Source organism: Arthrobacter sp. MMS24-S77 (assembly GCF_054888235.1).
In genome coordinates this window covers 3925864-3940697 of record NZ_JBTZRN010000001.1, presented here as the reverse complement: position 1 = coordinate 3940697, position 14834 = coordinate 3925864, and the positions used below count along the sequence as shown (strand labels likewise).

The 14834-nt window shown below is 63.4% G+C and carries 12 protein-coding genes and 1 pseudogene; 9 read left to right on the top strand and 4 right to left on the bottom strand.

Annotated features, from left to right (window positions below; genetic code table 11):
• Positions 1-3: 3 nt before the first annotated feature.
• Entirely contained in the window at positions 4-306 is a 303-nt protein-coding gene (locus ACX5I4_RS18050) for a DUF4193 domain-containing protein (protein ID WP_461837857.1), read from the top strand.
• 38 nt (positions 307-344) lie between these two features.
• Here ACX5I4_RS18050 and ACX5I4_RS18045 read toward each other — a convergent pair whose 3' ends face one another.
• Complete coding sequence (locus tag ACX5I4_RS18045; RefSeq protein WP_461837856.1) at positions 345-1892, bottom strand: CYTH and CHAD domain-containing protein; 1548 nt, start codon at positions 1890-1892, stop codon at positions 345-347.
• 139 nt (positions 1893-2031) lie between these two features.
• On the opposite strand from ACX5I4_RS18045, the gene ACX5I4_RS18040 reads away from it, so the two are divergent.
• On the top strand, positions 2032-2700 hold the full coding sequence (locus ACX5I4_RS18040; RefSeq protein WP_461837855.1) for an alpha/beta fold hydrolase: 669 nt from the start codon (positions 2032-2034) through the stop codon (positions 2698-2700).
• A 306-nt stretch (positions 2701-3006) separates the two neighbouring features.
• Positions 3007-3306 (top strand): ribbon-helix-helix domain-containing protein, encoded by a 300-nt coding sequence (locus ACX5I4_RS18035; protein WP_461837854.1) that lies wholly within the window; start codon positions 3007-3009, stop codon positions 3304-3306.
• Positions 3307-3398: 92 nt separating this feature from the next.
• Here ACX5I4_RS18035 and ACX5I4_RS18030 read toward each other — a convergent pair whose 3' ends face one another.
• Together ACX5I4_RS18030 and ACX5I4_RS18025 are read right to left on the bottom strand one after the other, a co-directional pair.
• On the bottom strand, positions 3399-3740 hold the full coding sequence (locus ACX5I4_RS18030) for a hypothetical protein (RefSeq protein ID WP_461837853.1): 342 nt from the start codon (positions 3738-3740) through the stop codon (positions 3399-3401).
• Positions 3741-3940: 200 nt separating this feature from the next.
• The gene (locus tag ACX5I4_RS18025) at positions 3941-6115 is read right to left on the bottom strand and encodes a transglycosylase domain-containing protein (protein WP_461837852.1); all 2175 of its coding nucleotides are present in this window, start codon (positions 6113-6115) and stop codon (positions 3941-3943) included.
• A 193-nt stretch (positions 6116-6308) separates the two neighbouring features.
• Here ACX5I4_RS18025 and ACX5I4_RS18020 point away from each other — a divergent pair, with 193 nt between their 5' ends.
• The 4 genes and pseudogenes from ACX5I4_RS18020 (at position 6309) to ACX5I4_RS18005 (ending at position 10182) form a co-directional block, all read left to right on the top strand.
• Positions 6309-6593: a hypothetical protein gene (locus ACX5I4_RS18020; RefSeq protein ID WP_461837851.1), complete on the top strand. Its 285-nt coding sequence runs from the start codon at positions 6309-6311 to the stop codon at positions 6591-6593.
• 78 nt (positions 6594-6671) lie between these two features.
• Positions 6672-7604 carry a threonine/serine dehydratase gene (locus ACX5I4_RS18015; protein ID WP_461837850.1) on the top strand — a complete coding sequence of 311 codons (933 nt, stop codon included), beginning with the start codon at positions 6672-6674 and terminating at the stop codon, positions 7602-7604.
• 105 nt (positions 7605-7709) lie between these two features.
• Complete coding sequence (locus ACX5I4_RS18010; protein WP_461838768.1) at positions 7710-8285, top strand: adenylate kinase; 576 nt, start codon at positions 7710-7712, stop codon at positions 8283-8285.
• A 41-nt stretch (positions 8286-8326) separates the two neighbouring features.
• Positions 8327-10182, top strand: a pseudogene (locus ACX5I4_RS18005) (glycoside hydrolase family 15 protein).
• Here the strand turns inward: ACX5I4_RS18005 and ACX5I4_RS18000 are convergent.
• Complete coding sequence (locus ACX5I4_RS18000; protein WP_461837849.1) at positions 10162-12759, bottom strand: bifunctional lysylphosphatidylglycerol flippase/synthetase MprF; 2598 nt, start codon at positions 12757-12759, stop codon at positions 10162-10164. The pseudogene ACX5I4_RS18005 and the gene ACX5I4_RS18000 overlap by 21 nt on opposite strands.
• Positions 12760-13219: 460 nt before the next feature.
• Here ACX5I4_RS18000 and ACX5I4_RS17995 point away from each other — a divergent pair, with 460 nt between their 5' ends.
• Both ACX5I4_RS17995 and ACX5I4_RS17990 read left to right on the top strand, forming a co-directional pair.
• Complete coding sequence (locus ACX5I4_RS17995; protein ID WP_461837848.1) at positions 13220-13852, top strand: SGNH/GDSL hydrolase family protein; 633 nt, start codon at positions 13220-13222, stop codon at positions 13850-13852.
• Positions 13853-13896: 44 nt separating this feature from the next.
• Entirely contained in the window at positions 13897-14769 is an 873-nt protein-coding gene (locus tag ACX5I4_RS17990) for an NAD-dependent epimerase/dehydratase family protein (RefSeq protein WP_461837847.1), read from the top strand.
• The last annotated feature ends 65 nt before the right edge of the window (positions 14770-14834 follow it).

Sequence of the window (14834 nt, the reverse complement as noted above, 5' to 3'; positions counted from 1 at the left end):
CTAGTGGCAACCGATTACGACGAACTCCGCTCCGACGTCGCGGAATCCCAAAGCACGTCACTTCAGGCCCTGCAGTCTGCCAATGCCCCGGACGCTCGCAGCGTAGTACGGGAGCTGGACGAGGTCGATGCTTTTGAAGGCAACGAGGTACCCGGCGGCGAATTCGTGGCCGAAGAACTGGTCATTGCCGTGGTCCCGCAGAAGGAAGACGAGTTCACGTGCTACTCGTGTTTCCTTGTCCGTCACCGCTCCCAGATTGCCCTTGAGAAGAACGGCCACGCCTACTGCGTAGAGTGCGAAGGCTAAGCCTCTTCCTCTCTAAGCCTGCCGCCCGCTCGCGCTCGTCACAGGGGATTCAAGCGATTCTTCTTGGCGATCTTTTCATAGCGGGCCTCTGAGTCTGTTGCTCGCTGCTCTTCGGCAGCGAGCAGGCGGCCAAGGGCCGAATTTTCCTCTATCGGTCCATTGGCGTCACCTGCGAGGCGAAGCAGCACCGAGCGGGCCACAACGCTGTCCTGATGCTCCCCGAGGACTTTCTGGATCTCCTGGGCGTCCCGGGCCAGCTTCACCGCGGGTTTCCGGTGGACGTCCCGTAGCGCTTCGGCTGCGTGGCGCAGCCGTTTGGCATCCTTGCGGACCTGATGCAACGCGGTGTCGTGTTCGACGCCGGCCTGCCGGGCCGCTGCTTTCTGGGACCGGCGCAACCGCTTGATCGCTTTGCCGGCCAGCTTGGCCGTGACTCGACGGGCCTTCTTTCCAGCACGCGGTCTTGTCGGAGGCTCGTCGCGGAACTTCTCCAGCTCCCCCAGGATCCGGAAATAGCGCTCCGTTCCCAGGGCGCGGAGTGTTTCACGATATCCCGAGTTGAAGGCGGCTTCGAGCTCGTCCGTGATCTTGGTGGCAGCCGGACTGGACAAGAGGACATCGGGTTGGTCATTCAGCAGCTCCCCGATCCGGTCCCGCAGCACTTCGGCATCCCGGGACGTGCCCAGGACCGTGCTCAGCCATTTCAGCTCCGTCTTGAGGTGGGCCGCAGCGTCGGCGTCGAACAGCCTGCCGTAGGCGGACAAAACAGAGCGAAGCCGACGGGTGGCCGAGCGCATGCGGTGAACGGCGTCGTCGGCGCCTTGCCGGACCCCGGGATCCTGCGCGGTGATTTCGGCGATCTGTGCGGCTACATAGGCAACCACTGCGTCTCCCGCGGAACCCTTAGGGCGGGCCTTCGGCGGTGCAGGCACGGCGGACGGCCAGGCAGTCCCGAACGCACGGGCCAGCTTGGAAGGATGCCCGGAACGGGTGGCACCGGCCTGTGACAGGACATGCTCCGCGCTCTCCAAAAGGGCTTCGTCCCCGTGGACCAGTTCGATTTCCCACTCCCGCCATTGCCTCTCCAGTTGCGCCGGATGCAAGGTCTCGGCCGTCACGTGGTCATCCACGAAGTCCGCCAACGTCACGTCATCGATTCCGTGGAGTCGATGCAAGGTGCGGCGGGTATGGATCCGGGCCACCGGCCTGAGCTCTTCGCCGCGGGTGAAGACCAACAGTTTCTCCGCCAGGTCCTCGGGAACGGTCTCAGGCTGTCCCAGCGGCGCATGGATCTCCACACGGCTGTCCCTGTCAGCCGGGAGCTTCAGATGCCAGCCGGAGTCCGGACCGCCGGTGCGGCGCCGCAGGGTGATGCGGTGCTTTGCGAGGATGAGTCTTTCCGTGTCGAAGTAGACGGCCTCAAGTTGATGATCGGCAGGGTCGGCAACCTGTTCGACGCCGGAGATGTCCTCGAACGCGGGGAGGGGCGTCTCAAGGTCAGCGTCGTACTTGCGTTCTGTTTCCACGAATTCCTGGGTCGACATGTCGCTTCCGCCCTTCTCGTTGCTGGTGGCACCTATAGGCATCCTCCCACCGGCCCCCTTGCCGGAAAAGACTTGCGTTGGCGCCCACCGTGGGCCCTTGCGGACAGGGCGATCCGGGAGAGAATGTGGGCATGACTTCGACGCCGGTTCCGTTGATTGATGGCTTCACGGAGGATGCCCCGTGAGCGCGTTCGTGCTGGTGCCGGGGGCAGGTGGTTCAGCCTGGTATTGGAGCCGCGTTGTCCCGCTCTTGCAGGAGGCTGGACACGATGCTGTTGCCGTGGACTTGCCCGGCGACGACGAAAACGCCGGCTTGCCCGAATACGCGCGTTTGGTAGAGAGGGCCATCGGTGGACGGACTGACGTGGTGCTCGTTGCGCAGTCGCTTGGCGGATTCACGGCGCCGATGGTGTGCGCCCGGGCCAGCGTCGCTGAGCTCGTTTTCGTGAACGCGATGATTCCAAGGCCGGGTGAGACTCCCGGCACGTGGTGGGAGAACACGGGTTGGGAGGACGCGCGCAAGAGCGCTGCCGCGGCTGCCGGATACACCGCAGAGTTTGATGTGAATGAATACTTCCTCCATGACGTTCCTCCGGAGATCGCGGCCGAGGGGGAACCGTATCAACGGCCGGAGGCAAATGCAGTCTTTGCGTCGAGCTGCGAATTCGTCGATTGGCCTGCCATTCCCATCAGGGTGCTCAGCGGTGACGGGGACCGGTTCTTCCCGCTTGAGTTCCAGCGCAAGGTGGCGCGCGATCGGCTCGGCCTGGAGCCGGATGTCCTTGGCGGTGGGCATCTCTTGGGATTGTCGAATCCGGGCGGGGTTGCCGACTATCTCCTGCGCCGATGAACTTTCCGCCTCCATCCATCGCATTCCGGTCCCTAGACCGGAATCGGCTCAGGCCCTAAGATCACTCTGACGGCACCAGCCTTGCGCTGAGCGATGTCCGTCACGGTCTCACCCATAAGTGTGAGCGCCGGGCCCGTTCCGCGACTCCCAAAAGGTCTTGGGCGGGCCCGGTGGACCTCCGCTGCCCCAGTTATCCCGAGGATGCCCTCCCATAGGGCGGTTGCAGCAATAGTTAGCGAGTAATTACTCGTAGATGGTGACGGCAACCCGACAACGGAGGATGCTTGATTGTTGGGAGGGAAAATCATGACACGAGATGTGACTCATTTCGACCGCCTTTCGGCGTGGACCGAAAACGACATGAAGCCGGCCGTCGGCAAGCTGTTGCGTGGCGATGGCATGCCTTCCGATGCACGGGAAGGCAGCCGTCCCTCGCCCCTGGATTTCCAGATCCCCGACGAACTGGACCGGGCCCTGGAGTCGGCTTCCCAAACGCTCAGCCTCACGCCCAGCGAGATCTTGCGCGAGGCCCTGTCAGAATGGCTGGGCACACACGGACAGCCGGCCACCGGCCATCACCCGTTCGGTAAACACACCGCGCTGTAGCGTGCGCCGCACTGCAGCAATACGAGGCAGCACCGGGCCGCAACGCTCACGTCGCGGAGAGCAAGGACGTGAGTTTCTGCGGCTGAAAGCCCTTAGCTGCCGCAGTACTTGCTGTAATTGGCGCCCGCGTTTTGGTAATCGGCCTTCAGGGTGTTGAGCTTCGCGGAATCCGGGTTGTCCTTCACGGACTCGTCCAGATAATCCACGATTGCCTTCAGGGTGGGCTTCAGTTCATCCGAGGAAACGGCCGCGATGGGGCGGATCTGGTTCGCGAAGCGGATCATTCCGGTCTTGTCGGTGCTGTTCGTGGGGTTCGAGATGACGGTCTTGACCCGGCTGCACGTGTCCGCGGTGCTCAGCTGCTGCGGTGCGGAGCAGGCTGAAGCGGAGAGGAGGAGCCCGGCCGCGAGCAGGGTTGTGGTGATTTTCTTCATGGTTCCCTCAGTAGTTGCTGACGTTTGATTGTAAGCAGACCTCGCGCGGCGCCCAATGCAGGTCTTGACGGCCGGACCCCTCCAGTGTTTGTTTTGCGCCGACGTCCGTGGCAGGAACCGTGCTCTGGGCACTCGCCCAGCCACCCGGCGTCGACGTGTCCGAAGTCATGATCCGCGCCACGGGGCAGGAGTTCTGAGGATCACCGGGAAGGACTCGGCGTCGGCGTCCCCTCCATCGACGCGGGCGGCGCCGGGAAGGCGGCCGCCGGGTACAGCCCAGCTACTTGCGTCATGTAGTTGGCCCACTGGGGGCCAGCCAGCATGTAGCCGTCGACGGCGGTGTAGAACTTGCCGTTGATGGTGACGTTTTGGCCCGCTCGGCTCTGTCCCGCCATGGTGTCGCCAAAGAATGACGCTGTGGCGAGCCCCGTCGTGTACCCGACCACCCAGGTGGAGCCGTTGCTATTGTTCGTTCCCGTTTTTGCTGCCGTAGGGAACAAGGCCTGGACTTTGGGTTCAATGTAGATGCCGGAGCCACGTTTGAGGACGTCCTGGAGGACTGCGTTGACGCCACGGGCCACCTCGGGCTTGATGGCGTTCCGGCAGGAACTGGCCTGGGCCGGCAGCCTTGCACCGGCCGGGTCCACCACACTCACCAGGGCGATCGGAGCACAGTACTTGCCGTCGTTTGCGAATGTGGCAAAGGCGTCGGCCAGCACAAGGGGAGCCACTTCGGTGCCGCCCAGGAGGTTGCCCAATTGGTGCATGTTCACCGGGGCGTTGTCCACGCCGTTGTGCAGACCCACGGCATCCACCACTCTCTGGATACCGCAAAAGTCCAGTTGCGATGCCTCAGCAAAAGTGGCGGTGTTGATGGAGTTGTAGAGCCCGTAGTTGACGGGCATTGGCCGGTAGTATCCCTCATCGTTGTTGCGGAGGTCGTCCGCCGTACCGAGGCCGGCGATTTTCTGTGCCGTGCTGTAGCCCCCCAGCACCTTTCCGCAACTGGATCTCCAAGGGAATCCGAGTGGGTAGACCCTACGTGAGGCGTCCACGATCGTCGTCATGGATTTGCCTTCATTGAGCCACTCCGTGAAAGTGAACGGCTTCATGGTGGAACCTGGCTGGAACCCTCCTGCGCCGTTCAGGTCATTGCCGTTGGCGTCCACGGAGTCAACATTGAAGTTGAGTTGGGTATCGAATTTTCCGGGTGCGGGGAGGAACACCGTGTTCTGCGCCATCGCCAGGATCTTGCCCGTGCCGGGCTGGATGGACACCAGGGACGAGCCCCATTTGTCCGGGTTGGCCCCAGCCGTGGCATTGACCTGATCCTGCGCCGCTGCCTGCAATCGGCTGTCCAGCGTGGTGGTGATGGTCAAGCCGCCGCGGTACAGAAGCTGTTCCCGGTCCGCGGGGCTGGCGCCGTACGCCGGGTTGTTGAGGATCAGGTGCGAGATGTAGTCGCAGAAGTACACAGCCATGTTTGCGGCGGCGCAGCCTTGTTTCGCCGGTGTGATGGCGAGCTTGAGGGGAGTGGCGACGGCGGCCGCATACGCTGCCTGCTGGATCTTGTGTTGCGCGAGCATGTCGGTCAGCACGAGGTTGCGGCGTTGGATGGCGTTGTCCGGATGGGCGGAGGGGTCGAAGTAGCTGGGACTGTTGACCAGGCCGGCGAGCAGGGCCGCCTGTGGAAGGCTGAGGTCCTTGGCGGAGACGCTGAAGAAGTGCCGTGCTGCGGCTTCGATGCCGTAGGCGTCCCGGTTGAAGAACACGATATTCAGGTAGCCCTCAAGGATCTGGTCCTTCGTGAATTTCTTCTCCAGTTCAACGGCGAGCTTCATCTCGCGCAGTTTGTCACCGAGGGTTTTCTGTCCGCTGAGCACAACCTCCTGGGTCTTGCCTGCCGCCAAGCGGGACTCGTTGAGGACGTTCGTCACGTATTGCTGGGTCAAGGTGGATGCGCCCTCCCTGGTGCCCTTGGTGAGGTTGGACGCTAATGCCCGGAGAATCCCTTGGGGGTCTATTCCGCCGTGTTCGTAGAAGCGGCTGTCCTCGACGGCGACTATCGCGTCCTTGATGTAGGGCGACATTTGGTCCAGCGTGACCCTCACGCGGTTCTCCGCATAGAAGGTAGCGATTGTCTTTCCGTCCGCACTGAGCACTTTGGTGGACTGCGACGGCGCGTTGACTACCAAATCACCCGGAAGGTTGTCGAAGTACTGGATCGAACCGCTGACGGCCATACCGCCGGACGCCACGCCGGGAACCACCAGACCGGCGGCGAGAACACCGCAAACGGCGCTCACAACAAAGAATCCGATGACCCTCCAGAGGACCGCGGCCAAACTACGTTTCGGACCGTTCTTCGACGCCATGTTTCCAGCTATCAACCGTGCGTGATTCAAGATTACGCCGCCAATCCACACGTCAACTAGGCCCCGAAATCCGTGCCGACACGGGCAACACGGTTATGTTCGTCACTTCGCCCGCGTGCTGGCGGGAATCGGTGTTTTGCCGGATGCATACTGATGATATTCGGGTGCGTGATGGAAGGCAGGTGGGCGGCCGGTGGAGACTTTGACGGCTGTTGTGAGGAGCGAGTATTTTCCAGCGGGAGCGGTGCTCGTGGGAGTGCTTTTGTTCTGGACAATCGGCGTTCTTGGCGGATTGTCCTGGTTGAGCGGAGGGCAGCCGCCCTTGGCCATCCTGACGTGGATGATCTTCATCTACGGTGTGGTGGTCCTTTCTCCCATCGCCGGAATCTGGGCCGCAGTGGATCTTGCCCGCCGCTGGTGGCGGAACCGCCAGGTGCGCCGGCAGCAGCCCGGAACGGCCGACGTCGAGTCCCTCTAGGATCGGTACGGGATAGCCTGAGGTCAGGCACTGCCTGAAAGCTGCCCAGGATCTGCCCGAATGGAACGAGGACTTCCCATGATCACACGCGTCGACGTCGATGAAGCGGCTGCCCGGATTGCCGGGAGGATCCGCCGCACACCCGTTTTCGAGGCGGACGCGGGAACCGTACCCGGGCAACTGTGGTTCAAATGCGAGTTCATGCAGCACACGGGCACGTTCAAGGCGAGGGGCGCCTTCAACCGCATCCTGGCCACCCGGGAGCGTGGCGAGTTGAAGGACGAGGTGGGAATCGTCGTCGCTTCAGGGGGCAATGCCGGGCTGGCGAATGCCTATGCCGCAGCCCAGCTTGGTGTGCCCGCAACAGTTTTTGTCCCCGAGACAGCACCTGCCGTCAAGGTCAAGAAACTCAAGGCCAGCGGTGCCGCCGTGGTCCAGCGCGGAACCGAGTACGCCGAAGCGTTTGAAGCCGCATTGGCCTACGCCAATGAAACGGGTGCCGTCTATTGCCATGCCTACGACCAAGCCGAAATCGCTGCTGGGGCAGGAACCGTCGGTTCGGAGCTCCTGGAACAGCTCGGCGAGGTAGACACCGTTGTGGTGGCCGTTGGAGGCGGCGGGCTCATGGCGGGAATCGCTGCCGCCGTCGAAGGACACGCCCGCGTTGTTGGCGTCGAGCCGGACAACGCGCCTACCCTCCATTCGGCCCTGGCCGCAGGGACGCCGGTTGACGTCGCCGTTTCCGGGATCGCCGCTGATTCACTCGGGGCCCGGCAGATCGGCCGGATCGGCTTCGAGGTAGCCGTCCGCACGGGAGTCCGGACGGTCCTGGTGTCCGACGACGACATCGCCGCCGCGCGCTCGCTCCTCTGGGAGCAGTACAGGATCGTCGTGGAACACGGCGCGGCCGCCGCTTTCGCGGCACTGAGCTCGGGAGCCTATGCCCCCGCAGAAGGGGAACGCGTGGCTGTGATCCTGTGCGGTGCCAACACCGACCCCGGCACGGTCTGAAGCAGCCTGCCCCGGCCCTGCCGCGAGCGCTCCGGAGTTGCTAAGCTCTAGCCCAAATGCCGGGGCACGCAAACCGCTTCACGAAAGGACAGGTGACATTTGCGATTGATCATCATGGGCCCTCCTGGCTCGGGCAAGGGTACCCAGGCTGAGTACATCGCGCGGCATTTCGGTATTCCTGCCATTTCCACCGGAGATATTTTCCGTGCCCATGTGGGGGGCAAAACCGAACTCGGCGCGGAAGCCAGCAAGTACATGGACAGCGGCGAGTTCGTTCCGGATCACGTCACCAATGCCATGGTCCAGCAGCGGCTTGGCAATGCCGATGTCCAGTCAGGGTTCCTCCTGGACGGCTACCCCCGCACCACGGCGCAAATAGCGGCCCTTGATGACATTCTGGCCGGCAACCAGCAGCAGCTTGATGCGGTGGTCGAGCTGACAGTTGACGACGACGAACTGGTGGAGCGAATGCTTCGCCGGGCGCAGGAGCAGGGCCGCAGCGATGACACGGCGCCGGTGATCCGCCGTCGTCTGGAGCTTTACCGGGACGAGACGCAGGCCGTGGTTGCGCGGTACTCCGAGCGCGGAATCGTGCTCGCCGTGGATGGTTCCGGCCAACGGGAAGAGATCACGGCCAAGGCCATTGCCGCCATCGAGTCAGCGCTGGGGAAGGGTCTGTGAACGCTCAAGCGAATACCGGCCAAAGGATCGAAGACTACGCGATGATCGGGGACCTGCATACAGCAGCCTTGGTCAGCACGGCAGGTTCGATCAACTGGCTGTGCCTTCCGCGTTTCGATTCGCCCGCCTGCTTCGCCGCGCTGTTGGATTCCCCTCAAGCCGGGCGCTGGCTCTTGGCGCCAGAATCGGGGGCATTTGCACGCGCCGCCAGTACCGGGACGGAACCCTCATCCTGGAGACGGACTGGGTAACCGAAGAAGGGCATGTGCGGGTCATCGACTTCATGCCCCCGCGCGATGCCGTTGCGGACATCGTCCGGATAGTTGAAGGTATTCGCGGCTCGGTCAAGATGCGCGGCGAGCTGATCCTGAGGTTCGACTACGGACACGTGGTGCCCTGGGTGCGCCGCGACAGGCACGGCCTCCGCGCGGTTGCCGGTCCGGACTCTGTCTACCTCAAGACCCCGGCGCCGTTGGTAGGCAAGGACTTCACCACGGTCAGCGAGTTCACGGTGAACGCTGGTGACCACGTCCCCTTCGTCATGACCTGGGCGCCGAGCCACGAACGGCGGCCGCGCACGGTCGAAGCGGACATCGCGCTGGACGACACGGCAGCATTCTGGACGGATTGGTCCAAGCGCTGCACCGTCCGGGGGCCTTACCGGAAAGCCGTTCAGCGTTCCTTGATCACGCTGAAGGCCCTCACCTATGCGCCTACTGGGGGCATTGTTGCGGCCGCCACCACCTCGCTCCCCGAACAGATCGGCGGACCGCGGAACTGGGACTACCGCTATTGCTGGCTGCGTGACGCCACGTTGACCCTTCAAGCCTTCCTGGCCGCGGGCTATACCGAGGAGGCCAGCGCGTGGCGGGATTGGCTGCTCCGCGCAGTGGCAGGCGACCCGGCCGACCTCCAGATCATGTACAGCTTGCACGGTCGCCGGCGATTGCCGGAGACGGAGCTGACGTGGCTTTCGGGATACCAGGGTTCGAGGCCGGTGCGCATTGGGAATGCGGCAGCGGAGCAGCTCCAGCTGGACGTCTGGGGAGAAGTCCTGGACTGCCTGTCCCTGACCCGGGCATCGCTGATGACCATTGGCGATGAGTCCTGGGCTATCCAGACCGCACTGTTGCGCCACCTTGAGAGCATCTGGGACCAGCCGGACAACGGACTCTGGGAAGTACGCGGCCCGCGGCGCCACTTTGTGCACTCCAAAGTGATGGCCTGGGTCGCGGCTGACCGCATGGCCCGGGGAATCCGCGAATCCGGGATGCCGGGCCCGTTGGATCGCTGGGAGGCTTTGCGGGACACCATTCATGACGAAGTCATGACTCACGGATTCGACGCCGACCGCAACACTTTCGTCCAGTCCTACGGGAGCAAGGAGCTGGATGCCAGCCTTCTCCTGATCCCCAAAGTGGGCTTCCTGCCACACGACGATCCGCGCGTGATCGGAACGATTGACGCCATCCTGCGTGAGCTGACGGAAGACGGCTTCGTGTTGCGCTACCGTCCGCAAGAGAGCGACGACGGATTGCCGGGTGGGGAGGGCGTCTTCCTTGCGTGCTCCTTCTGGATGGTGGACGCGCTTCTGGGGGCCGGGCGCCGTGCGGAGGCAACAGCGCTTTTCGAGCGGCTCCTCGCTTTGCGCAATGATGTGGGGCTACTGAGCGAAGAATGGGACGCACGTGCCGGCCGCCAACTGGGCAATGTGCCGCAGGCTTTCAGCCATTTCGGCTTGGTACTCAGTGCGGTGCAGCTGCACCACGGCAAGGCGCACCGCAGCAATGCCCCGATAGGCGGGGCACCGCCGTCGGGATCGTCTGCAGTGTATTCAGAAGCGCCGTCGGCGGCTTCGGGGACGTCGACGGCGGCCTCAGGGTCGGCGTCGAGCTGACCTTCCGGGGCGCTTGGGCCGGCGGAAGATCCGGCCGGCTAGGGCAAGTCCTGCTCCGAGATTGATCATCGGCAGATAGGCGCGTGCAACGGCGGTCCCTACTGCAGGCAAGGAAGCGGCGTCGGGGTAGAGCATGTAGAGGGGTTCGTACCTCGGCTGGAACTTTGCCTTGAAGGCCAAGAGGGACCTGAATCCGTATACCGGTTCCAACGTGGCGCCCAACCAATCGAGCAATCGGTCAAGGCTGCCGGGAGGCCGGGATCGTGGCCTCGGTCGTGGCATCTCGGAAGGATCCTCGGCAATCCGCGCCAAGGGTGCTCCGGAGAGGCTGAGGAATTCGCATCCTTCATCCTTGAGGCTGAGCGCCGCGGAAGCGATGAGGAACTCGATGCTGGCACGGAAGCCATTGCTGCGGCGCCGCATGAAATCCAGGGTCCAGCCAACGATGTGTCCGTTGCGGTACACAGGCAACCACGACGTGACAGCGTGAACGGTGTGGCGCTGGTCAATTGCGAGCAAGCAGCGCACGTCCGGGTCGTCGAGCTCGTCCAGGCTGCCCAGGGTGAAGCCCATTTCGGGCATGTTCCTGTCCGCTACCCATTCTTCTGAGATTTCCTCGATCTGGACCTGGACCGAGAAAGGAGCAGAGGCGTAGCCCGTCCACTCGTAGCGGATGCCCTCCTTCGCAGCGCTGTTCAGGGCTGTGCGGATGTCCTGGAATTTCTTTCCCTTGAAGGAAATCGAATGCAATGGCAAGACCGTTTCCTGGGCTACCTGGGCGGAGCTCCAACCGGAAGAGTCAGCATGGTCGCGCAGTTCCTGGGGCACCGAGTAGAAACACGGCGTCCATCCATTGCGCCTGCAATGGCGGGCAAATTCCGCGAAGGCGGCGGCCATCTCGGATTTGGGCCCCACCGGGCCACCAAGCGTGAGCGCGACTCCCGTGCTGACCCGGTACGCGACAAAGGATTGTCCTGAGGCGGAAAACCAATACGTGTTTCCCGGCCAGGTTGCCATCCAGGACAGAGAGCTGCCTTCCCACGTCTTGATGATCTTCCGCGCGCGCTCGGTACTGGGGTCGTGCCGGGTGTGGGTCTGGTGAAGGAAAGTCCTGAATATCAGGACACCCGCAACGGCCCAAAAGACGACTCCGACGCCCTCGTAGACGATAACGGCGGCTGTGCCCTCGGGGAAGAAGGCTGGGGGTACGTCCAGCACGAAGCCCAGCGGAAGGAAGCGGTCTGGAACGTCCGTCAGCAAATCCGGCAAACCTGGAACAGGCGAGAAATCCTGGGCGAGGAGGAGCCCTGCACCGACGTAGACGACACCGAGCACGGCCGCTATGACAAGGACTTGGACAGCAAGGCGCTTGTAGGTTCCAGCCGGAGCCGTGACGTGGAACAGCCGTCGGGTCGCAAACAGGACGATGGTCAGTGCAAGAGGCAGCAGTAGTGGCAGAGCCAGGGTGAGCGGCTGCGAGGATCCTGCCCCTTCGATCGCGGCGATCCCCTCGCTTGCCCCGGTGTCCGAGGTAGTTGGCTGCAGGACTCCGGCGATGGCAATCCCGGCAAGGACAGACAGGCCCACCTGGATCAGGAGGGTCCCCATCCATGCGAATCGCCGTCCGCGACGAAGGCCATCCGCGAGTAGCAGGAGGAGGAACGATGGGAGGATGGCCATGAAGATCCCGCCCGCGCCGGCGCGCAACTGAAGCTGGGCGACGGCACAGTCCTTCGCCAGCGCGGGATCCGTGCAAAGGGCCTGGAGCGCTTGGGGGTCTACCGGCTGGATGTTGGTGAACAGGAAACGCAGGATGGACAACGGCCCCACCGCATGTGGGACGAGGCCTGCCACCACCGGTCCGACCGCCGAGGCAGCGATGAGCAGCGAAAGCAGTACGCGGCCCTCGTGCCGGGTACTGACCGGGCGCCCGAATCGCGGCCGACGTCCCAGCAACAGTGGGCCGAGAGCCGTTCCTACCCCTGCGGCGCCGAGCCTCACGAGATCCGCGAACCCTCCGCTGTATAGGGCCAGGAGCAGCAACAAAGCGAAGACGGCCAGCCGGATGCGGCGCCTCCACAGGGTTGCCATGGACGCTGTCCCCGCCATGGCCGTGCCGATGATGAAAGCACTCGGACCCAGGAAAAGGTGGCTGCCCATCTCCGCCGTCCAGCTTCCCAGCAAGCCCTGCGCCAGGGCCAGGAATCCAAGGGAAACGCCAATGCCCAGAATCTGGCTGGAGACGGCAGCGATTGCGTACGCCCGCCATCCCATTCGCCGCTCCAAGGGCACCCCGAGCAGCAGCACCAGCATGGTTCCAAACACGTACTCCATCAGGTCCCTCGCCCAAAAGGCGGAAGCCACGACGGCCCACCAGTGATCTGGAACAGAATGCGGCGTCGCTGCGACCTGAAGCCGCAATTGCGCATCCGGTCCAGTGGCAAGGCTCGACGTCAGCGCGCCTAATCCCCAGAAAACTACGACAAAACCCAGGGTGAGCCCCGCTGAGCGCAGTCTTCCAGTCCACGATCGCCGCAATCGGGCGTCGGAGAAGGGCTGGGTTCCCGGCTCGTGCACGGGGTTCCTTTCAACGCGCCAGAAGGATGGGGGGCGAAATGAAATTCTTCCACACCGGCCATCCTCCGTGGATAGGTCCACTTCGCCGTGACCTTCCCCGTCCCGATCCAATAGACTCCGACGTAGGCAGGGTGTGGGGCTGTTTCCGTTTCCAACAAAATAGCCGACAAGGATCAATGGACGGTCGTTTTCCACGTTGAGGCCAACAGAATTCAAACCAACAGAAAAGCTCGGGACAAGGACGATGCACAAATCTCGCATACCCCGCTTCGCTGCATCCGTGATGGCTGCTGGTGTGCTTTTGGCGGGCTGCGGGCAGGCGCCTACCGGGCCCACGCCGTCAGACAACGGTAGGCAGACAGCGGCGGCCGTCGCGCCCTCCGGGAGTCCAGCAGCAGCGGCGCAAAGTCCCAAGAAACCCGATTCCAGGCAAGATCCGTCAAAGCTTCCCGTGGGTTCCATGTACAAGAACCCGAGCAACAACCGGGACGAAATCATCCTCGCGGACGTTCGGCACACCGCTGTCCTTATTGGCGATTCCCAGTCCCAGCCCGAAGGTTCGTGGCCACGGACAGCCTTGGGCTCGATCGGATACAAGGTGTACACCGTCGGCCGTGGCGGAACAGGTTTCGTAGCCGCCACGAACACCACGGGTAACTACATCGATGCCCTCCAGCGCGGAGACTGGGCACTGCCCTATGGGACTCCGCCCCTGATCGTGGTCCAAGGCGGAGGCAACGACGCCGCTCGGAACGCCAGCGATCAGCAGATCACCGCCAACGCCAACAGGCTCCTCGCAGCTCTCAAAAAGAGGTACCCGCAGGCGAGGATCGCGATGATCGGCACCCTCGCCAAGGGTGCCGACGCCGGTGGCGGCCGCCGCACCCAGGTTGATGCCCTGCTGGGCAACATCGCGGCCAAGGCCGGAGCGCCGTTCTTCAGCGTTGGCGACTGGATCAGCAAGTACCACGTCGAAGCGGACCTCGTGGACGGCGTGCACCTGAACGCTGCAGGGCATGCCAGGCTCGGCGGGGTACTGGCCGCGGACATGGCTGCGGCAGGACTTCGCCTCCAGCCGGACCCTGGCAGCTGACACGACAGCTGGCCCCAACAGGACCCCATCCAAAGGAGTGTTCCATGAGAATTGCAGTAACCGGAGGAAGCGGAAAACTGGGCAAGAGCGTGGTCCGCAGGCTGACTGCCGACGGCCACCAGGTCATGAACCTGGACCGGGCCGGAGGGAGGGAACGCGGCACGGTCACTGTGGACCTCCGCGATTACGGGCAGGTTGTGGACGTGATCCTTGGCCTGGACGACCGCCACGAAGGATTCGACGCGATCGTCCACCTCGGAGCAATCCCGGCACCGGGACTGTTTCCGGACGCCACAACGTTCGAAAACAATTTGCTCTCCACCTACAACGTCTTCCAGGCTGCCAGGCGGGCCGGGATCAAGAAGATCGTCTACGCCTCCAGCGAGACAGTGCTGGGGCTTCCGTTCGACGTCGATCCTCCTTACATCCCGGTAGACGAGCAATATCCAGCACGGCCGGAAAGCACCTATTCCCTGGTGAAGCACCTCGAAGAACAAATGGCCATCGAACTCACGCGCTGGGATCCCCAGCTGAGCATTGTGGCCTTGAGGTTCTCCAACGTCATGGACCCCGAGGACTACGAAGCCTTCCCGTCCTTTGACGCCGACGCCAAGTTTCGTAAGTGGAACCTCTGGGCATATATCGACGGGCGGGACGGCGCACAGGCAGTGTCGCGGGCCCTCCAAAACGGCAAGCCGGGTTTCGAAGCGTTCATCATAGCCAACGCGGACACGGTCATGAGCCGCTCAAGCGCCAGCCTGGCCGCCGAAGTCTTCCCGAAGGTCAACGTGACCAAGGACTTGGGAGAACACGAAACCATGCTGTCCATCGACAAGGCCAGGCGCCTCCTGGGGTTCTCCCCGGAACACAGTTGGCGGGACTACCACTCGAACCGGACCACACCCACGGAAGACTGAGCCCGCCGCGGCCCGAAGCCGGGCTCCAGTATCTGCAGCAGGCAGGGGTCTGGCAGAACTCCGTG

Coding starts and splice junctions, on each gene's coding strand:
- ACX5I4_RS17995 (WP_461837848.1), top strand. CDS start 13,220: ATGTACAAGAACCCGAGCAACAACCGGGACGAAATCATCCTCGCGGAC.
- ACX5I4_RS17990 (WP_461837847.1), top strand. CDS start 13,897: ATGAGAATTGCAGTAACCGGAGGAAGCGGAAAACTGGGCAAGAGCGTG.
- ACX5I4_RS18045 (WP_461837856.1), bottom strand. CDS start 1,892: ATGCCTATAGGTGCCACCAGCAACGAGAAGGGCGGAAGCGACATGTCG.
- ACX5I4_RS18035 (WP_461837854.1), top strand. CDS start 3,007: ATGACACGAGATGTGACTCATTTCGACCGCCTTTCGGCGTGGACCGAA.
- ACX5I4_RS18025 (WP_461837852.1), bottom strand. CDS start 6,115: ATGGCGTCGAAGAACGGTCCGAAACGTAGTTTGGCCGCGGTCCTCTGG.
- ACX5I4_RS18015 (WP_461837850.1), top strand. CDS start 6,672: ATGATCACACGCGTCGACGTCGATGAAGCGGCTGCCCGGATTGCCGGG.
- ACX5I4_RS18030 (WP_461837853.1), bottom strand. CDS start 3,740: ATGAAGAAAATCACCACAACCCTGCTCGCGGCCGGGCTCCTCCTCTCC.